13 protein-coding genes are annotated in these 20741 nt (G+C 70.9%); 5 read left to right on the forward strand and 8 right to left on the reverse strand.

The window, feature by feature from the left end; genetic code table 11:
- Positions 1 to 17: 17 nt before the first annotated feature.
- The 8 genes from MXD60_RS22570 to MXD60_RS22605 all read right to left on the reverse strand — a co-directional run bounded on the left by MXD60_RS22570 (position 18) and on the right by MXD60_RS22605 (position 9243).
- Positions 18 to 1652, reverse strand: a complete 1635-nt coding sequence (locus MXD60_RS22570; RefSeq protein WP_248821341.1) for an AMP-dependent synthetase/ligase — start codon at positions 1650 to 1652, stop codon at positions 18 to 20.
- Positions 1639 to 2205, reverse strand: a complete 567-nt coding sequence (locus MXD60_RS22575) for a PaaI family thioesterase (protein ID WP_248821342.1) — start codon at positions 2203 to 2205, stop codon at positions 1639 to 1641. Before MXD60_RS22575 ends, MXD60_RS22570 begins: the two co-directional genes overlap by 14 nt.
- Positions 2206 to 2210: 5 nt before the next feature.
- Positions 2211 to 3368 (reverse strand): ABC transporter ATP-binding protein, encoded by a 1158-nt coding sequence (locus MXD60_RS22580; RefSeq protein WP_248821343.1) that lies wholly within the window; start codon positions 3366 to 3368, stop codon positions 2211 to 2213.
- On the reverse strand, positions 3365 to 4171 hold the full coding sequence (locus tag MXD60_RS22585; protein ID WP_248821344.1) for a carbohydrate ABC transporter permease: 807 nt from the start codon (positions 4169 to 4171) through the stop codon (positions 3365 to 3367). The genes MXD60_RS22580 and MXD60_RS22585 overlap by 4 nt, the downstream gene beginning before the upstream one ends.
- Before the next feature lie 35 nt (positions 4172 to 4206).
- Positions 4207 to 5103, reverse strand: a complete 897-nt coding sequence (locus MXD60_RS22590; protein WP_248821345.1) for a carbohydrate ABC transporter permease — start codon at positions 5101 to 5103, stop codon at positions 4207 to 4209.
- Positions 5104 to 5195: 92 nt separating this feature from the next.
- Positions 5196 to 6419 carry an ABC transporter substrate-binding protein gene (locus tag MXD60_RS22595; protein WP_248821346.1) on the reverse strand — a complete coding sequence of 408 codons (1224 nt, stop codon included), beginning with the start codon at positions 6417 to 6419 and terminating at the stop codon, positions 5196 to 5198.
- 104 nt (positions 6420 to 6523) lie between these two features.
- Complete coding sequence (locus MXD60_RS22600) at positions 6524 to 7363, reverse strand: MBL fold metallo-hydrolase (protein ID WP_518468479.1); 840 nt, start codon at positions 7361 to 7363, stop codon at positions 6524 to 6526.
- A 308-nt stretch (positions 7364 to 7671) separates the two neighbouring features.
- Positions 7672 to 9243 carry a PfaD family polyunsaturated fatty acid/polyketide biosynthesis protein gene (locus MXD60_RS22605; RefSeq protein ID WP_248821348.1) on the reverse strand — a complete coding sequence of 524 codons (1572 nt, stop codon included), beginning with the start codon at positions 9241 to 9243 and terminating at the stop codon, positions 7672 to 7674.
- Between the two features lie 596 nt (positions 9244 to 9839).
- Here MXD60_RS22605 and MXD60_RS22610 point away from each other — a divergent pair.
- The 5 genes from MXD60_RS22610 to MXD60_RS22635 form a co-directional block, all read left to right on the forward strand.
- Entirely contained in the window at positions 9840 to 10586 is a 747-nt protein-coding gene (locus tag MXD60_RS22610) for an SDR family NAD(P)-dependent oxidoreductase (protein ID WP_248821349.1), read from the forward strand.
- Positions 10587 to 10623: 37 nt separating this feature from the next.
- A complete protein-coding gene (locus MXD60_RS29525; protein WP_308222570.1) occupies positions 10624 to 12969 on the forward strand; it encodes a 2Fe-2S iron-sulfur cluster-binding protein in 2346 nt (781 codons plus the stop codon).
- A gap of 141 nt (positions 12970 to 13110) precedes the next feature.
- On the forward strand, positions 13111 to 14337 hold the full coding sequence (locus MXD60_RS22625; protein ID WP_308222571.1) for an NAD(P)/FAD-dependent oxidoreductase: 1227 nt from the start codon (positions 13111 to 13113) through the stop codon (positions 14335 to 14337).
- Between the two features lie 33 nt (positions 14338 to 14370).
- Positions 14371 to 15024 (forward strand): SGNH/GDSL hydrolase family protein, encoded by a 654-nt coding sequence (locus MXD60_RS22630; RefSeq protein ID WP_248821350.1) that lies wholly within the window; start codon positions 14371 to 14373, stop codon positions 15022 to 15024.
- 58 nt (positions 15025 to 15082) lie between these two features.
- Positions 15083 to 20741: type I polyketide synthase (locus MXD60_RS22635; protein ID WP_248821351.1), on the forward strand; the 5659-nt coding region annotated here is incomplete at its 3' end.

Here is a 20741-nt window from a genome sequence, read left to right on the forward strand (position 1 = left end):
CGACCGAGACAAGGCGCTCAGCGGTAGAGCGCGTCGACCTCGTCCGCCAGGTCGAGCAGAACCCTGGCCCGGACGAGCTTTCCCGAACTGGTGAGGTGGCCGGCGGCCACGCTGAACTCGTCGGGGACGAGCCGCCACCGGCGAATCGATTCGGCCCGGGACACCGACGCGTTCGCGGCATCGACGGCACGCTGTAGCCGGGCTTCGATGTCCGCGCGCGACAGTCGCAGCCGGGCCGCCTCGGCGGCGTCCACCGCGATCAGGGCGCTGACGTACGGCCGTTGGTCGCCGACGACGACGCACTGGGTGATCAGCGGGTCGACGCGCAGCCGGTCCTCCAGCGGGGTGGGGGCGACGTTCTTGCCCGCCGAGGTCACCAGAATGTCCTTGCGCCGGCCAGTGATCCGAATGAAGCCGTCGTCGTCGACGACACCGAGGTCGCCGGTATTCACGGAGAACGGCCCGGATCCACAGCTGTCGAGATCGACCTCACCCCAGTAACCGGGCGAGACGTTGTCGCCAGTTATGATCAACTCACCCGCGTCGTCCACGACGACGGACGTTCCCGGATTCGGCCGGCCGACCGTGCCAAGCCGGTTGTCCGCGGCCCGGTTGATCGCCGCGGCGGCCGCCGACTCCGTCATTCCGTAGGCGCCGAGGACGGTGATCCCCCGCCGGCGGAAGGACTCCTGGTGTTCGGGCGCCAGGGACGCCCCGCCGCAGATGACGTAGGCCAGCGCGCCCATCGCCCGGGCCGCGCCGTCGCCACCCGCCCGTTCGTACTCCTGCACTGTCCGATGGAGTTTGTCCAGCAGATATGGGGTGAGTGCGAGAAAGGTCGGCGACTGGTGGCACATCGCCTCGAACATCTCGCCCGGCTGTCGCACGACCGCCGCCTCACCGCCGGCGAGCAGCGTCGCCAGCAGCGTCGAACGGCCGTACATGTGCGCCAGCGGCAGCGCGATCACCGTGCGGCAGGGCGTCCCGTCCGCCGGAGTGAAGATCTCGGGCAGCGCGGCCGCGACATTCGCCGCCCCACTGTGGACGTTGCGATGGGTTAGCACGCAGCCCTTGGGCTCGCCGGTGGTGCCGCTGGTGAAGACGATGGTGGCGATGTCCGCGGCGCGCACCGGGCGGTCGCCGGCGGCGGCCGCGACCGGCGGGCCGGCGGCCGTCGATGCCGACCGCGGAGCTGAGGTCGGGTCGACGATGACGCTGCCGACACCGGCGTCGCGCAACAGGGCGAGTCGCTGCGGGGAGTCGGCGACGCCCAACGCCGGGGCGGTGGTCCGGACGATGTGGACCACCTGATCGACCGAACTGGTCGGGTAGATCGGCACCACCACGGCACCGATACGCAGCGCCGCGAGATCTGCGACGATCCAGTCCAGGCTGCTGTCCCCCATCAGCGCCAGCCGGTCGCCGTGCCCCAGACCGTGCTCACGCAGTCGGGCGCCGAACCGCTCCACCAGCTCGGCGAGGCGCCGGTGCGTCATGGCCTCCCAGCCCCAGCCGGCCCGGTGGCGGAGGGCGGTCCGCTCACCGTGGTGGCGCAGGCCCTGGTCGAGCAGGGACCAGATGCCGTCCGCCCCAGCAGGGTCCCCGCCGTCGACCCCGACCGCGGGGACCGAGCCCGACTCACCGCTGGACATGGCCCGGCAGGCTCTCGTCCTCGGCACCGATCGCGCCAATCGCACCGAACGCGCAGGCCAACTCGAGATAGGCCTTTCCGATCAGGTTCTGCTCGCTGTCCCGCAGATAGGCCTTGGCGTCACAGGTGAGACGCAGCGGGCCGGGATCGGCCAGCGCGGCGGCGAGGAGCCGCTCGTCCATCACGACCGTGACCGACGCGTCGCCGGCGCCGGGCTTCAGGAAGTCGATCCGGCAGCTGCGCAGGAAGAACATGCTCAGCCCCCGCAGCCGGCGGGCGGTCGCGCCCAGGAAGGCCGCCGCGCCCGCCATGTCGGCCGCCAGGAAGAGCACCCCGGCGTGCAGCGTGCCGACGGAGTTGGTGAGCTCCGGGCGGTAGGTGATCGTGACCCGACCGGCGGTCGGACCGACCTCGGCGATGGTCAGGTCGACGAGGTCGTTGAAGGGGACGGTGGTCTGGAGAACCGCGCGCAGACCGTCATAGTCGGGGCTCTCGCCCGCGAACGGGTAATACGGCGAGAATGGTGTGGACCTGGCTCCGGTTTGCGCCGGCATGCTCGTCACAGCCTCACTCCTGTCTGCGCGTCGAACTGGTGCAGGGACTCCGCGGGGACCAGCACGCGAAGCCGTTGGCCGACCGTGACCGGGGTTGCCGCCGGGAACTCGACGCTCCAGGTGCCGTGGTCGTTGACGCAGTGGGCGACCCGCCGGTCCCCGACGAACTCGGCGACGTCGACGACGCCCTCGAACACCTGGCCCGGGTCGTCCCGCGCGGGCAGCGGACCGGCGGCGTCGACCGCGACCGCGTCGGCCGGGCGCCAGCCCTGCAGCCGGCGCTGGTCGCCCGAATCGGCCTCGCGGGAGACCGGCAGGATGTTCATCGCGGGACTGCCGAGGAAGCGGGCGACGAACAGGTTCGCCGGGCGGCGCCAGATCTCCTCCGGCGTGCCGACCTGTTCGAGCCGACCGGCGTTGAGGACGACCACTCGTGTTCCGAGCGACAGCGCCTCGGCCTGGTCGTGGGTGACCAGGACGAAGGTTCCCGCCACCTCGCGGTGCAGCCGGATGAGTTCGGCCCGGGCCGGCGCGCGCCGGCCGGCGTCGAGGTTCGACAGCGGCTCGTCGAGCAGCAGCACGGGCTTGCGGCGCACGAGAGCGCGGGCCAGGGCCACCCGCTGCCGTTCCCCGCCGGAGAGCTCGCGGGGCTTGCGGGCGAGTTTGTCGCCCAGACCCAGAAGATCGCACATGTCGCCGACCCGCCGCTGGATCTCCGCTCGTGACAGGCCGTTACGGCGGTCGTGCTTCGCTTCGAGGGTCAGCCCGAAGCCGACGTTGCGGGCCACCGTCATGTGCGGGTACAGGGCGAAGTCCTGGAACACGATCGCCACGCCCCGCTCGCCGGGCCCGGCGGTGGTGACGTCCCGCCCGTCGATGTGGATCTGCCCGGCCTCCGGCGTCTCGAGACCGGCGATCATCCGCAGCAGCGTGGACTTGCCGCACCCGGACGGGCCGACGAGCACCGTGAACGAGCCCGCCGGGATGTCCAGTGCCGGCAGGTCCGCCGCCAGCGTCGAACCGTAGGACTTGCGGACCGAGCGCAGCTTGATGCCGCCGGAGACCGCGGCCACCGCGGTCGTCGCCGGGTTCGCCCTGGCGGGCGCGGGGATCAGCGTCCGCCCGGGCGCCGCGGGTTCGGAGGGCCGCACTGCGTTCGTCATTTGATCCCCGATTGAAGGAAGGCGTTGGTGATACGTCGCGAGGCGAAGGCGTAGATCGCGAGAACCGGGAGAGTCGTGATCATGGCGGCCGCGAGCAGCGCCCCGGACGTCGGGCCCTCCTGGTTGCCGAGGAGCTGGAGCCCGGCCTGGATGGTCGTCCGGTTCGCCTGGGGTGCGATCAGCGTCGGCCACAGGTACTCGTTCCAGGTGTTGATGAAGACGAGGATCGACACGGCGGCGAGCGCCGGCCGCAACAGCGGCAGGACGACCAGGCGCAGCGTCTGCGCGGGCCGGGCGCCGTCCACGATCGAGGCCTCGATCAGGCTCGCGGGAATGGCGGCCAGGTACTCCCGCAACAGCAGGATCGGCAGACCGCACGCCGCGAGCTGCGGGACGATCAGTCCGAGGTAACTGTTACGCCAGCCCAGGTGGGTGGCGGCCAGGAACTGAGGAATGATCAGCGCCTGCGGCGGGATGAAAACCGCCGCGCCGGCCAGCAGCAACAGGGCGCCCGTCCAGCGAGGACGGAAGCGCACCACCGCGTACGCCGCACCGATAGCCACCGCGAGCTGCAGCACGGTGGCGCCGACCGCCATGATCACCGTGTTCAGCAACATCATCCTGAGGGGGAACCGAAACAACGCGTCCCGGTAGTTCTCCGTCGACATCGGCCAGGGGATCGGGCTGGTGGAGTACAGCTCGTTCGCCGGCCGCAGCGACGTGACCGCCACCCAGAACAGCGGAAACAGCAGCGCGACGATGACGATCAGCACACCGGCGTGCCAGGCGGACGCCACGGCCATGGACCGCAACCGGGATCGGGCGGGCGACATCGGGTTCACCCGGCCGCGGGCGCGCCAGCGCGCCGGATTCGTCCGGTCACCAGGCGCACCGCCGCATAGCCGATGGCGACGCCCCCAGTGATCACGACCGCGGCCGCCGCCGCGGTGCCGGTGTCGAAGAACGTGAACGCGTACGTGTAGATGCGGTAGAAGGCATTGTCGGTCGATCCGTCCGGACCGCCCTGGGTCACGAGGGCGACGTTAGTGAAGATCCACTGCCCGGCCAGCAGCACGCACAGCAGGCCGAGCAGGGCGACCGGCCGAACCAGCTGGGGCACCACGACGTAGCGGACGATCTCCCAGCTGGTGGCGCCGTCGATCCGGGCCACCTCGATGGTGGACAGGTCGATCGCCGACAGGGAGGCGGAGAACAGCAGCGTGTTGAGACCGACGATCTTGCCCGTCGTGATGGCCACGATGACCAGCGGCGCCCACGACGGGTCGTTCAGCCACCCCGGGCCCGGCAGCCCGACACCGACGAGGACCGCGTTCGTGACCCCCTGGAGCGGATTGAGGATGAACTGCCAGGAGACCGCGTTGGCGGCCGGCGCCAGCACCACCGGCAGGAACAGCAGCGCACGGTAGACGCGGGACGCCCGTCCCGGCCGTAGCCACAGAGCGATGGCCAGCGCCAGCGGCACCGCCGTGGCCAGCGGCAGCATCATGATCACATACGACCCTGTCTGCCACAGCGCGCGGTAGAAGTCGTGGTCGGCGAGCAGGCGGCGGTAGTTCGCCAGGCCAACGAAACGGGCTGGCGTGGTGAGGTTCCAGTCCAGCAGGCTCGCCACACCGGTGGCGACCATGGGCACGTAGACCCAGGCCAGCAGCGAGAGGATGGCCGGCGCGGAGTACGCCCAGGGCCCCGACCGGGTCCCGATGCCGGTGACCACGCGGCCATCCCGGCCTCCCCGGCCTTTCCGGCCATCCCGGGCGGACTGGGCGGTCCCGGGTGCGGCACCCGCGCCGGCCATCGTCGCTCCGGTCATCGCGCCAGCGAACGAATCTTGTTCGCGGCGGCGGTGAGCACCGGTGCCGCATCCTTGCCCTGCAGAATGACCGGCGTGACGGCCTCGTCCTGGAGCACGACCACCGCCTGGTTGGCGCGGCTACCCTGGAAGTAGGTGTAGGGCGTCACGTCACCGATCTGGGCCAGCGACGGCAGCAGGCGCTTGTCCTGCTTGAAGTAGTCCCCGAGGTAGGCCGGATCGGACACGATCGCCGGCCGCAGTGGCAGATACCCGATGGACTTCGTGAGAATCGTGAAGCCCTGCGGGCTGGTGAGGAACTGGATGAACTTCCAGGCCGCCTGCTGCCTGCCCTTGTCCTTGCCGAGGACCGCCAGACCGGCCCCCGAATAGGTGGGCCTGGGCGCGGACCCGTCGAACGAGGGGAACGCGGCGGTGCGCAGGTCGAACTTGCCCTTCGCCGACTTCTCGAACGTCGACATGGCCGCCGTCGTGAAAATCATCATGCCGATGTTCCCGCCGGCGAAAGCCGCCTGGGCATCGGTCGCCGTCACCTTGGGCTGTTGCCCGCCGACAACGAGGTCGCGAATCGCGTTCAGGCCGGCGATCGACCGCGGCGAGTCGACGGTGACGGCGCCGCTGCCGTCCACCTCTCCGCCACCCGAGCTGTTCATAATCGATTGGGTCAGGTAGTCGGACTTGCCGGGGTCGGCGACCCCGAAGTAGACGCCCTGCTTACCCGTCCTGGTGATGGCGGTGGCGGCGGCCTTCACCTCGGCCAGCGTCTTCGGTGGCCGGGCAGGATCCAGACCCGCCTTGATGAAGAGGTCCGCGTTGTAGTAGAGGACCGGCACCGAGATCGAGAACGGCATGATGTCGACCTTGCCGGTCCCGGAGTTGCTGACCGCCTTCAGGATGTTCGGGTAGATCCCGTCGGTGCCGGACTTCCACTCGGCCGCGGTCGGGATGTCCTGGACCGGGACCAGTGGAAGGGCCGAGCGGGCCTCGCCGGCCTTGCTCCAGCCAAGCTGGACCACGTCCGGCGGGCTGCCCGCCGCCGTCTCGGTACGCAGCTTGGTCAGCACATCCGCGGCCGCCACCGCCTCCGGCTTGATCGTGATGTTCGGGTTCGCCTTCTCGAACTCGTCGATCAGCTGCTGCGTACCCGCGCCGCAGCAGGGCGTCCCGTAGTTGTACGACATGAAGCGGATAGCGATCGGACCACTATCCTTTGCCGCCACACCCTCACCTGAACTGCCGCAAGCTGTCACCGTCAGTCCCAGAGCTGCCGCGACGGTCGCCGCTACCAGGCCGAGACGGAACCTTCCTCCCCCCGTTCTCATAGTCACCGCCCGCTATTCACGAGGGTCGAGAAGGTCATACCGGGCTCACCGATGTGAATCGGGCCGGAGAACTCCGTCGCGGCATCCGCCTGCCGCGCCTGCTTCCACGCGGGCTCGGGTGCGGTGAAATGCGTCAGCACGAGCTCCCGCACGCCGGCCCGGCTCGCCACCCGGCCGACCTCCGTTCCGGAGAGATGACCGTGGTTGGTGTGATCGGGCTCCCGCAGCGATGCCTCGGCGAGGAGGATGTCGGCGTCCCTGGCCAGCGTCACGAGGTTCTCGTTGTAGCCGGTGTCACCGGTGAATCCGAGACTGCCGGTCGGGGCCTCGATCCGGATTCCACAGTCCGGCGACGAATGCACCATCGGAACCATGTTGACGGTGCAGTCGGCGATGTCATAGGAGCCACCGCGCTCGTATTCGATGACCTCGTAGGCGAGCTCGAAGGCCCGATTCAGCTGCGGGATCGCCCGGACCGGGAACAGCTCGGCGAGCCGGTCGAGCGTCGCGGCCGCGCCCCGCGGCACGAGCAGCTTGATCCGGCGGTCGGTGTCATCGCCATGGAAGTCGCCCTTGCCGTCGGTGTCGACCAGCCAGGTCTTCCCGTACGGGAGCAGTGCCTGCTTTCCGATGGGCAGCACGTCGTAGCAGTGGTCAAGGTGCATGTGGCTGATGACGACCGCGTCCAGCTCACTGGCATGGGTGTATTTCGTCAGCATGACCGCGACCCCCGGGCCACAGTCCATCAGTATCCTGGCCCGCTTGGTCCGTACCAGGTAGCCCGAACTGGCCGCGCCGTCCGCAGGCATGCCGGCACGGTTTCCTATTATCGTCAACTCCATACTCGCCTCATTCTGGGATGATTTGATGTGGAGCTCAGCCTAGACCCGGGCGAACGACAGTCCGGAGAAACATTTGGACTGCCAATAGCTCTATCTGACCGGTGATTAGAGCCGAGTTTTTCGACGGCCGATCCCGGCAGAAGTTCCGAATCTGGACGAGTGTTTACGTGGGGTTTTTCCAGATGTCTCGACATAGTTTCCTGGATCTGATTTTCATCTGGTACGGACGGCGTCGAGCGGTAGGCTCCTGAGCAGCGCCGATGGCCGGCGATGCCGCCGCCGCACGCCGACGTCACGGCCACCTCGACCTACCCCGTCGTGGGTAGCGGGCGATAGCGGCTGGCCCGTGGCGGCGGAGTTACGCCGTGAAAACGCAGCGCGGCCACCCGTTGATGAAAGGCTGCGCCCCGCATGATGTGGTGGGCGAGTTCCGGTGCCCGGCGGGCGCCAACCGGTTCCAGATAGGTTCCGCGCAGCCAGGTGTTGCAGGCCCCCATCGCCGGTCCACACCAGATCTGATAGTCCGCGACTCGGTCGGCGGCTCCGGACGTGGCCCATCGCGAGGACAACCCGAGATACCAACGAAAGACCAGTGCCATGCGTCTCCGCTCATTACCCTCCGCCCGCTCCAATTGGGCGGGATCGCGCTCGGCGAAGTAGCGCCGCGTTTCTGCCCAGACCTCCTCCAGGGGCGCCCGGAAGACGTTTCGCTCCAGCGCGGCGCGGTCCGCCGCCGGAATGTCCGCGAGGCCGTCATGGCGCCGGTAGAGCTCGTACAACTGGCGGGCACGGGCCGCGAACATCGACCCTCGCCGCAGCACCTGGACCTCGGCACCGATCTCGAACATGTCCGCCGAGGGCGCCATCTCGCAGTCCGCCATGTCAGCCGCGCCCAGCATGGCCTTCGCCGCCGCGGACTGGTCGGACTCGACACATGCCTGGTTGATCGACCCGGTGACGACGTAGTCGGCGCCCATCGTGAACGCCGCCGCCGCGGCTGTCGGCGTCCCGATCCCGCCGGCCGCGCCGACCCGGGCGGCACGGCCGGCATGACTCGCCCCGATCTCGTCCCGCAGGGCGATGATCTCGCCGAGCAGGACGGTGAGGGGGCGTCCGTCGGTGTGGCCGCCGGAGTCGGACTCGGCGGTGATGTCGTCGGCCAGCGGCACGGCAGCGGCGAGCCGCGCCTGCTCCGCGGTGATGAGGTCCTCGCGGAGCAGGGCATCGAGGAGCCCCGGCGGGGCCGGCCGCAGGAACAGCTCGGCGACCTCCCGACGGGACACCTTCGCGATGACCCGGTTGGCGATCTCGACCTGCCCGTCGCGGGCCTCGCGCAGGCCGCGCGCGCGGTAGCGCACGATGTCCGGGGTCAGTCCGAGAAAGGCCGACGCCTCGACGCATCGCACCCCGTGGCGCAGGCACGCGTCGACCGTTTCGCGCTCCATCGCCGGCTCGCTCGGGCTGTGGATGACGTTGCACGCGTACGGCCGGCCGGGCAGTCGACGTTCCAGCAGCGCCAGCGCGCCGTCCAACCGGTCGGCCGGCAGACCGGCGGCGCCGAACGAGGCGAGCAGCCCGCGTTCGGCCATACTGATCACCAGGTCCGCGGAGGAGATTCCGCCCGCCATCGCCCCGGCCTGGTAGCACTGGCGAACCCCATGGGCGCGGAGGAAATCGCGGGAACCGAGGCGTTCGGGCGGTAGCGGCCCAAGGGTGAGCAGACGGCGCGCGGGTGAACCGTCCGGACCGCTCCCGTCGTTGGACAGCCAGTATCCGCCCGCGTGCCGGACGACGTGGACGGGCTCGGCCAGCCTGCTCAGGACCGCGTACACAGCGGCCGCCGACTGGCTCCGGGCTCCGGCGTCGAGAACGTGCGCCATGAGAGTCCCCTCGTGTAGGTGCCGTGGTCACGCGGGCCACGCCGGGCCTCGTTCGCCCGGACTGATCAGCCCGGCCACCCGGCCACCCGGCCACCCGGCCACCCGGCCGCCGGGCCGAACCGCCGGCGGGGCCGGTAGATCAGACGCCTGCGGCGCGGCAGAAAGAGAAGGAAGAGATGGCGGCCCGCTCATGCCGTCTGTACGGCTGCGGATCGGGCCCGGACCCAACGTTTACGGTGGCACCTGAACTGGCAGTGAACAAGGCATCACGATATTGCCAAAGGCGTCTTAATTGCCGTGGCGCAGGACCGATCGAGACGGTACCGCAATGTGAATCATTGCAAAGGCCGATCCATCCGGTACAGGCGGACCGGCATGTGTTGAAATAAGATCACCAGCTCGACGGGTCGGCACTCCAGGCCGCCCGAGCGAATGAGGCCACCTGACGCGGGCGTCGCGGATAGACGCCTCGGCGGCGATGAGCTGACGTTGGGCCCACGACCGCCTTTACCCCCGATCCGGCCCGTCGAAGACGCCCCCAGCTGCAACTATAAGGGAATATGATGATGCCGCGGACAATGCATGGTCGAACGGCTATGGTGGTCGGAGCCTCCGGCGGAATCGGTCGGGCGGTAGCGCTGGCTTTCGCCCGCGAAGGTGCTGATGTGGCTCTGGCGGGTCGCGACGAAGCAGCACTTGAGCGGGTCGCCGAAAACTGCCGGGACCAGGGTGTGTCGGTTTTCACAGCACCGTTCGACCTGGCCGACGAGGAGGCTTGCCGCCGCGCGGTCGCGAAGGTCAAAGCTGGGTTCACCGCGCCAAACGTTCTGGTCAACGCCGCAGGAGTGGCGGACAGCAGGCGGTTCGCGGACATCACCGTCGATCTCTGGCGGAGCCTCATGCAGGTGCACGTGGAAGGCCCTCTCGTACTCATGCAGGCGGTCCTGCCCCATATGATTTCCAGCGGCGTCGGCGCGATAGTGAACATCGGGTCGACCGCGTCCGTCCACGGCCTGCCCTACGCCGCTCCCTACACTGCCGCGAAACACGCGCTGCTCGGGTTGACCAGGTCCGCCGCCGCCGAGTACGCCGATCGCGGGATCACCGTGAACTGCATCTGCCCGTACTATGTGGACACTCCGATGACCCATCAGGCCATTGACGAACGTATGCGGTCGACGGGGCGCGACCACGAAGCCGCGATCAGACCGCTCCTTAGTCCGCAGGGCCGACTGATATCCACCGACGAGGTCGCGGCCACCTGCGTTTTTCTTGCCTCCGACGGCGGGGCGGCTATCACCGGTCAGGCGCTGCGCGTCGACGGTGGAAAGGTCCAGGGTTGAATCCGGTGCCCGCACCAGCGAGCTAGGAGGAATCGCGATGCCTGACGTCGAAAGCAGTCGCGACAGCGCACCTCGGGGACATGTTTATGTTCTCGGCGCGAGCATCGCGGGGCTGCTGGCCGCACGCGTTCTCGCGGATCACTTCGAGCGGGTGACCGTGCTCGAACGCGACCCGTTCACAGCCGGGGGTTACCGCGACGGCGTCCCACAGGGCCGGCACATCCACGCCCTCATGCACGGTGGCAGTCAGATCATGGCGGAGCTCTTCCCCGGCCTGCTGGCGGAGATGACCTCCCTGGGGGTGCCCCACACCCGATGGCTGGAGCAGTCGCGCTGGTATCTGGGCGGGACTTCGATGCGGGCGCCCCGCCATACCGAGACGACCCTGGCCACCCCGAGCCGCCCCCTGTTGGAGTACCTGTTGCGGACCCGGGTGGCGTCCTACCCAAACGTGACGCTGCGCGACCAGACCAGAGTGATCGGCCTTACTCACACGCCTGGCCGGATCACCGGGATCCGGGTGATGGCCGCCTCGTCCGACACCACGGAGATCCTCCCGGCCGATCTCGTCGTCGACACGACGGGGCGCAACTCCGCAGCCGGTCGCTGGCTGGCCGAACTCGGCTACCCGACCCCGGTGGAGTCGCGGGTCGAGGTCGACCTCGGCTACTGCTCGCGGCGCTACCGCCGTCGGCCGGGTGACCTCGGTGGAGATGTCGCGCTGACCGCGTCGACGGTGCCGGGCATGCCGGGCGCCGCCGTACTCGCCGTCGAGGGCGACGCCTGGCACGTCACGCTCTCGGGCACGCTCGGCCGGCGAGCACCGACGGACCCGATCGGTTACCTCGACTACGCCGCCCGACTGCCCATCCCGGACGTGTTCGAGCTGATCCGAGACGCGCAGGCGTTGGACGATCCGGTCCAGCACCGGGTGCGCGACTCCATCCGCCGCCGCTATGAGGACCTTCCGCATCCGCCCGCCGGCTTCATCTCGATGGGCGATGCGGTGACGAGTTTCAACCCCATCTACGCCCAGGGCATGACGGTCGCCGCGCAGGAGGCACTGGTGCTGCGGGCGATACTGCGCGAACCGGGCCCGGTGCGACCACGGCGGTGGTACCGCGGCATCGCGCCCGTCATCGACGCCGCCTGGGGGATGTCCACCGCCATCGACCTGCGCTCGCCGCTGGTCAACGGGGAACGGACGTGGGTCGGCACCCTGTTCGGGCGGTACCTCAAGCGTGTCCAGCTGGCGACTGCCCACTCCCCTTACGTCACCGCTCGGATGCTCGAAGTCATCAACCTCACCCGACATCCCCGCATCCTGCTGCGCCCAGGGGTCGCCGTGCGACTGGCGGCGCTGGCCGTGACCCGCGGCCGGCCGACCACCGCGGCACCCCGCGACAGCGGCGCACCCCCGGCCGCACCCGAGGTGGGCACCGTGGTCGTGCGCGACCGGATCGACGCGGCCGACGGGGTGATCTCGCTGCTCCTCGCCCGCCCGGACGGCGCGCCGCTGCCACCCTGGACGCCCGGCGCCCACATCGACGTCCGGGTCGGCGACGACGAGATCCGCCAGTACTCGCTGTGCGGCGACCCGGCCGAGGCCACGCGGTGGCGCATCGCGGTGCTGCGCGAACCAGCGGGCCGGGGCGGCTCGGCCTACCTGCACGAGCGGGCGGTCGGGGGCGCGCTGCTGGCGGTGGGCGGCCCGCGCAACAACTTCCCGTTCCTCCCCGGCACCCATACGGTGCTGATCGCCGGCGGTATCGGCATCACCCCGCTGCTTCCGATGATCGACCAGCTGCGGGCAACGGGCCGCTCGTGGTCGCTGCACTACGGCGGGCGCGATCGGGCGGCGATGGCCTTCGCCGCCAGGCTGGCCGGTGACCCGAACTGCACGCTGTATCCCCAGGACGAGGTCGGCCCGTTGCCGCTGGAGACCATCCTCGACGCCCAGCCGGCGGACGGCACGGCGGTGTACTGCTGCGGGCCGGAAGGGCTGCTCACCGCCGTCGAACTGCTCTGCCGCGAGCGACCGGCCATCTCCCTGCACGTGGAACGGTTCCATCCCCGCCCGACCGGCACGGACACCACGGCCGGTGCCGCCCCAGACCGGCCCTACGAGTTGGAACTACGCCGCTCCGGGCGCATTCTCACGATCGAGCCCGGCCAGTCGATCATCGACGGACTGTGCGCGGCCGGCGTCGAGGTGCCCTTCTCCTGCCGGGAGGGCACCTGCGCGAGCTGCGAGACACCGGTGCTCGCCGGCACGATCGTCCACCGCGACTCGGTGCTGACCGAGGAGGAGCGGCTGGCCGGCAACACCATGATGCTCTGCGTCTCGACGGCCAGCTCCGAGCGCCTCGTCCTCGATCTCTGATCCACGTTCCCCTCCACCGGTCCGCGCCGCCGCCCTCGGCACGGCGCGGTCTGTCCTGCCCGCATCGGCCGCGGCGGGCTGGATCCCCCCGTCCAGCCCCGCCCGCGGCGCGCGGAAACCCCCTTCTGGAAGGAATCCACGATGTACGACGTGATCGTCGTCGGCGCCCGCTGCGCCGGATCTCCCCTCGCGATGCTGCTGGCCCGCGCCGGGAGAAGGGTCTTGCTGGTGGATCGGGCGACGTTCCCGAGCGACACGGTCTCGACCCACTTCATCCAGCAGACCGGCCTCGCGCTGCTGCGCGACTGGGGCGTGCTGGCGGCAGCGGTGGGTGACGCCACGCCCATCCGGTACATGACCTTGTCCTTCAAGGACATCAGGATCAGCGGCTTCTCAGATCCCATCGATGGCATCGACGCGGTCTACGCGCCCCGGCGGACGGTGCTGGACGCCGCCCTCGTCGAGGCGGCGCAGAGCGCCGGAGCGGAGGTCCGCCAGGGCTACTCGGTCGAGGAGCTCGTCTTCGACGACGAGGGCCGGGTGGTGGGCATCCGCGGGCGGTCGGCCGCCGGAACGGTCAGCGAGGAGCGGGCGCGGGTCGTCGTGGGCGCCGACGGCGCGAACTCCACCATCGCCCGGCTGGCCGGCGCCACCACCTACAACCACGTGCCGGCGTCGTGCTTCATCTACTACAGCTACTTCGCCGGCCTGCCGTGGTCCTCCTTCCACCACCGCACCGGCCACGACGAGCAGCAGATGGGGGCCTGGCCGACCAACGACGGGCTGCACCTGGTCGCCGTCATGCGCAAGCGGCCCCGGTTCCGGGCGTTCCGCGCCGCCGACGAGGCGAACTTCCAGGAGGTCGTCGATCAGGTCACCCCCGATCTCGGGGACGATCTGCGCCAGGCCGAGCGGGTCGCGCCGCTGCAGCCCATGCTCTATCCGGACAACTACTACCGGCAGGCCAGCGGGCCGGGCTGGGCGTTGGTCGGCGATGCCGGCTACTACAAGGATCCGTACACGGGAAACGGTATCGCCGACGCGTTCCGCCACGCCGGAATGCTGTCGAGCGCACTGTTGTCCGGGCTGGACACGGACGACCAGGTTCTCGACACGGCGCTGCGGGCGTATGGCGCGCACCGCGACGAGGAAACCGCCGAGACCTACAACTTCACCTGCACGATCTCCGAACTCGACCTGCCGTCGGACATCTACGACGCCTTCGACGCGTCGAGCCGCCACGAGCGTTACCGCACGGAGTTCTTCCGACTCCTGGCCGGCGCCACGCCCGGTCATGAGTTCTTCGCCCCCGAGCGGCTCGAGCGCATGTACCGCGAGGTCGGATTCCAGCCGACCGTCGGAGCCTGACCGCTCGCCGATTCCGCCCTGGGAGGGACAGCTATGCCCGTCCGACTCGTGGTCATCGGCGACAGTTTCGTCGAGGGCCGCGGCGATCCCGCTCCGCACGGGTCCGGCTACCGTGGCTGGCTACCGACCTTCGCGGGCCTGCTCGGCCTGCGCGACGACGAGTGTCGCAACCATGGTGAGCACCTCGCGACCACGGCCGCGGTCCTCGACCGGCAACTCGACGCGGTCCGCTCCGCCCGCCCGCGGCTCGCCGGGATGATCGCCGGCTTCAACGACATCGTCGGCGAATACCGCCCGGCCGAGTTCCGAGCGAATCTCACGACGATTTTCGACGCCCTGACGCGCCACGCGTCCCTGGCGTTCACCGCCACCTATCCGGACGTCACCCGGCGCATGGCCCTCGCCGCCCCGGCCGGGGCGGAGATCAGGGCCCGGATCCGGGATGCGAATGCCGCGCTGCGCACCGTCGCGGCGGAGTTCAACCTGGTCTGCCTCGACACGGCCCGCCCGGGAAACGGATGGGACGCCGACGAACTCTGGTCCGCCGACGGGATACATCCCAACCGCGCCGGCCACCTGCGCTTCGCCGGGGAGATGGCCGACGCCGTCGCCGACAGCCTGGGAATCGCGCTCACCGCGACGGCGCCGGACCCGGCTCCGCCGCTTCCGGCGCTTGCGTTCCACTGATCCACTGACGCGCCGCCGCGCGCCGGGCCGCGTGCGGAACCACGAGAAAGAAGAAATCATGGATTCGACTTCCTCGTTCGACGATCGACGGCTGGCGAACACTCCGATCGCCATCGTGGGAATGGCCGGGCTGTTCCCACAGGCCCGGAACAGCGGCGAGTACTGGCGGAACATCGTGGCCGGGGTCGACTGCTCGTCCGAGGTCCCGCCCGACCGCTGGCGGGTCGCGGACTACTACGATCCGGACCCCGCGGTACCGGACAAGGTCTACGCCAAACGCGGCGGATTCCTTCCCGACATCGACTTCAGCCCGATCGAGTTCGGCCTGCCACCGAATCTGCTCGGGGTGACCAGCAGCCTCCAGACGTTGAGCCTGCTGGTGGCCCGGGACCTCCTGGCCGACGCGGGCGCGGTCGGTTCCGCGTGGTACGACCCGGCCCGCACCGGCGTCGTCCTCGGGGTCGTCGGTTGTGTCGGCCTGATGCACCCGCTGGCCATGCGGCTGTCGACCCCGGTCCTGCGCGAGGTCGTGCGCAGCTGCGGGCTGACGGAGGCCGACGCCGAGGAGATCTCCGACCGGTTCGCCAGGGCCTTCGCGCCCTGGGAGGAGAACAGCTTCCCCGGGCTGCTGGCCAACGTCACCGCCGGGCGCATCGCCAACCGGCTCAACCTCGGCGGGATGAACTGCACGGTCGACGCCGCCTGCGCCGCCTCGCTGTCGGCCGTGCGGATGGCCGTCAACGAGCTCGTCGACGGCCGCGCCGACATGATGATCACCGGTGGCTGCGACACCGAGAACTCGATCTTCACCTACATGTGCTTCAGCAAGACCGGCGCCCTGGCCCACTCCGACCGGGTCCGGCCGTTCGACCAGTCCGCCGATGGCACGCTGCTGGGCGAGGGCATCGGGCTGCTGGCACTCAAGCGGCTGGCCGACGCCGAGCGCGACCACGACCGGATCTACGCGGTGATCCGCGGCATCGGCGCCTCCAGCGACGGGCGGGCCAAGAGCATCTACGCGCCCCGGGCCGAGGGCCAGCAGCTCGCGCTGCGGCGCGCCTACGACGACGCCGGCTTTCCCATCTCATCGGTGGAGCTGTTCGAAGCGCATGCGACGGGCACCGCGGTGGGCGACCGGACCGAGATCGGCGCCCTCGTCTCGGTCCTCGACGAGTCCACCACCGACCGCGGGTACGCGGCGATCGGGAGTGTGAAATCGCAGATCGGGCACACCAAGGGCGCGGCCGGCGCGGCGAGTCTCATGAAGACCGCGCTGGCGCTGTTCCATAAGGTCGTGCCGCCGACGATCGGCATCGACAGCCCGAACAAGGCGATCGAGGGCGGTCCGCTCTACCTCAACACCACCGCTCGCCCATGGATCCGCGATCCCGACCGGCCGCAGCGCCGGGCCGGCGTGTCCGCGATGGGCTTCGGCGGCACCAACTTCCACGTCGTGCTGCAGGAGCACGGCCCGGCGCCGGCCGTCGCGCTCCATCGGCGCGCCCGGATCCTCTGCTGGCACGCCGAGGACACCGCCGCGCTGGCCCAGGCGGTCCGGTCGGGCCCGGCCGCGACGACGGACGGTCCGATCCCCGCCGACGCACCGCGGCTGGCCCTGATCACCACCGACGAGGACCGAGTGGCCGAGCTGTGCGAGGTGGCGGCCGGCCTGCTCGAGGCCCGGCCCGACGCGGACGACTGGTCCGCCCCGGCCGGGATCTACTTCCGCTCCCGCGCGCTGCGTCGGCCCCGGGTGGGTGCGCTGTTCGCAGGCCAGGGCAGCCAGTACGTCAACATGGGGATCGAACTGGCCCTGACCGACCCTGCGGTCAGGCAGGCCTTCGACGAGGCCGAGTTCGCCTTCGCGGGCGCCGGCGGGCGCCTGGGACCAGCGGTTTATCCGCCGCACGCCTTCCGGGAGCAGGACGCCGGCGAGGCAGAGGAGACGCTGCGGCAGACGCGGTTCGCCCAGCCCGCCATCGGCGCCCTGGCCGTCGGCCAGTTCAGGGCGCTACGTGAGCTCGGGCTGAGCTGTGCCGCCTACCTCGGGCACAGCTTCGGCGAGCTCACCGCACTGTGGGCCGCCGGCGCGCTCACCGACGGCGACTTCTTCCGGTTGGCCTGCGCGCGCGGACGGGCCATGGCCCCGCGTCACCCGGACGACGAGGCCGGCGCGATGGCCGCGTTGCAGTGCTCGGCCGCGCACGCCGGTCCCCTGCTGGCAGCCGCGCCGGAGGTGACGATCTGCAACTTCAACGCACCGGACCAGGTGGTCGTCGGGGGTCCGACAGCACAGGTCGAAGCGGTCGTCGCCGCCGGCCAGGAGGCCGGAATCAAGGCCCGACGGCTGCCCGTGTCGGCCGCGTTCCACACCTCGCTCGTCGCCCACGCGGTCGAGGACTTCCGGGCCGCGGTCGCCGGAGTCGACCTGCGCGCCCCGGACGGACCCGTCCACGCCAACACCGCCGGCTCCAGCTACGGGCCGGATGTGGCGGCGAACCGCGACGTGCTGGTGAACCAGTTGCTGAGCCCGGTCGACTTCGCCGGCGGGGTGCGGGCCATCACCGCGGAATCCGGCTGCAACATCCTGGTGGAGTTCGGGCCCAAGCAGGTACTCACCCAGCTGGCCCGCCGGACCGTCGCCGAGGACGTGGTCACCGTCTCCGTGGACGCGGGCCCGCTCGGCGACAGTGAGGTCGCCTTTCACCGCGCCGTCGCGCAGTTGGTCGTGCTCGGCGTCCCGCTGCGCGTGCCGCTCTCGTCGGCGGCGGCACCCGCTCTGGGGAGCGGCGCCGCGGGCACGCCCGCCGCCGGGACGGTGTCCCTGACCGGTGCGGAGTACGTGCCGCCGGCCCGCCGGCAGGCCTACGTCGACGCGATCCAGGTCGAGTACCACCCCGACGCGGCCACACCGGCGCCGCTGCCGGCCCACGTAGCCCCGCCAGCCCCGCAGGCGCTGCCAGCTCCACAGCCGAGCACGCAGTTCACCCACGGCGACGGACACATGCCGACGGAGGGGCCGGATCCCGACGATTCGCTGTGGCGCTTCGCCGACGTCCTGAGCCGCCAGACTGATCTGCACACCCGGTACCTCGACGGCCAACTGAAGATCACCGATGAGCTGCTGACCGCGCTGCGCGGGCCCGCCGCAGCGGGGCGGCCTGCCCTGGTCGGCCACATCGCGACAGTCAGTGCGGCGATCAGCGGCGCGCACTCCGCGGCGAACAACGTACTCGCCCGGCTGGCCCAGGCCGGGCTGGCCCAGGCCGGGCTGGGCGAGTCCGGGCTGGGCGATGGCCCGGCCGCCGCCGCACCGATCGACGTCCCCGCAGCGGGTGATGGGGATACCGAGGCAAGATCGGTGCTGCTCTCCCCGCCGATTGCCGCCGCGCCGCTCCTGCCCGCCGTGCCGCTGCCACTGACCGGCGCCCCGCCCGCCCTGGACTCCGGCCCCGCACCTGCCGGCGGATCGATGGCAGCACCGCCGACGACAGCCCAGGCCGGTGCCGCGAGCGGCCGCCCGGCGGGGGAGTCGCTGCGGGTGGCCGTCGTGGAGATGGTCGCCGACCGCACGGGCTACACCGTCGAGATGATCGACCCGGAGATGGACCTCGAAGCCGACCTCGGCGTCGACTCCATCAAACGAGTACAGATCGCCGGCCTGCTCCGCGAACGCTACCCACACCTCCCCGCACTCGGCCCGGAAACACTCGCCGAACTACGCACCATCACCCAACTCGTCGGCCACCTCGCCACCCCCGACCCGCAACCCGCCGAGGACGCGGCGCCCGTCGGCGACGAGGCGACGGGGGCCGGCGGCAACAGCGGCCCGCTCACCATCATCCCGCGGTACCGGTTGCTGACCGTGCCGCTGGCCCCGGCCGACCAGGCGCCGAACCCCTTTCCGGCAAGGCCGACGGCGGCCGTCGTCCGGCTGGGACCGGGCGCCGACGATGCTCGTGCGCTGCGGGAACACCTTGGTGGCGCGGGCTGGACGGTCGACGAGTTGCTGCTGGACGACGAGCCTGCGGCGGGCTGGCTCGGCGCGGACTGGGACGACGCCGGCCTGGAACAGCGGTTGGCCACGTTCTTCGCCGCTCGGCCCCGCCTCGATGCCTGTGTCGTATGTGTTGCGGCTTCGCGCGACCCCGGTCGCGACGTCCGCCTCCTCGCCGACACCGTGCTCGTGGCGAAGCACGCGACCACCCGGCTACGCGCGGCCGGCGCCGACAGCCGGGCCGCCTTCGTCACCCTGACCCGGATCGACGGAAGCATGGGCGGGCCGGGCACCGGCGCGGATGCTTCGCCGGACCCGGCGAGCCGAGTACTCGGCGGTCTGGCCGGCCTGAGCAGAACGATCGCCGCCGAGTCGCCCGCCCTGTTCGCCCGAGCGCTGGACATCCATCCCGGCCTACCCGCGCATCGGCTCGGGCCCCACCTCCTGGCGGAACTGCGCGATGCCGCCGTCGTCCCGGCGGTGGTCGGAATCGACGCCGCCGGGAACCGGTGCACGATCGCGGCGATTCCCCAGGCGAACGCGGACGGCGGGCCCGATCAGACCGCGGGCGCGCAGCCGGCCGTGCGCGCCGATGATGTCATTCTGGTCACCGGGGGCGGTCGAGGCATCACCGCCCGCTGCGTCATCGCGCTGGCGGCGGCGGTCCCGGCCGAGTTCGTCCTGCTCGGCCGGACCGACGTCACACACCCCCTGCCCGCCTGGTCCATCGGTGCCGAGGACGCCGATCTGGCTCGCGAGATGATCGCCGACCACTCGCTCACGGGGGCCCCACCGCATCCGCGGGCCGTCGCGGCGGCGGTTGCCCAGGTGCGGGCGCAACGGGAGATCGCGAGAACCCTCCAGGCGGTGGAGGCCGCCGGCGCCCGAGCCCGCTACGTCAGCGTGGACATCAACGATCCGGCCGCCGTCGCCAGCGCCCTCGAGGCGGATCGGGACCGGATCAGCGTGCTCGTGCACGGTGCCGGCGCGCTGGCCGACGGCCTGCTCGCGCACAAGCGCGGCGACGATCTGCGGCGGGTCTTCGGCCCCAAACTGGCCGGCCTGGCCGCGGTTCTCAGCGCGGTGGCGGGCGCGCCGCTGCGCCAGGTCGCGTTGTTCTGCTCGGTGGCCGGCGTCTTCGGCAACAGCGGGCAGTCCGACTACGCCGTCGCGAACGAGGCGTTGAGCCGCTGGCCCGTCCCGGCGTCCCACGGCCCACGCCCGCGCGTCACCGCGATCGCCTGGGGCGCGTGGGACGGCGGCATGGTGACCGCCGATCTGCGGGCGCTGTTCGAGTCACGGGGTGTGCCTCTCCTCGACGCCGACGCGGCCGCCGAGGCATTCGTCGCCGAGCTGGTCGACCGCCGGGACAGCGGCAGCGTCCTGCTCGCGCCGCCACTGGCGCTGCACGGCCACCATTCGCAACCAGCCGGCACGGACCATGTCGCCTGTCGCGACATCGACCCGGGGGCCGACGACCTCCTCAGGGCACACCGGATCGACACAACGATCGTGCTGCCAGCGGCCCACGCGATCGGCTGGATGATCTCGGTGATCGAGGCCGCATACCCGGACCACCGGGTGGACACGATCGAGGGGTTCGAGGTGCTGCGGGGGATCACGTTCGACACGGACGGCGAACGCCCCCACCATGTGCGGCTATCAGCCCGCTCCGGCGACGCGGGCGAACTGGTCGTGGGGGGGGGGGGGGGGGGGGGGG

Source organism: Frankia sp. AgB32 (genome assembly GCF_023243045.1).
Taxonomy (GTDB): domain Bacteria; phylum Actinomycetota; class Actinomycetes; order Frankiales; family Frankiaceae; genus Frankia.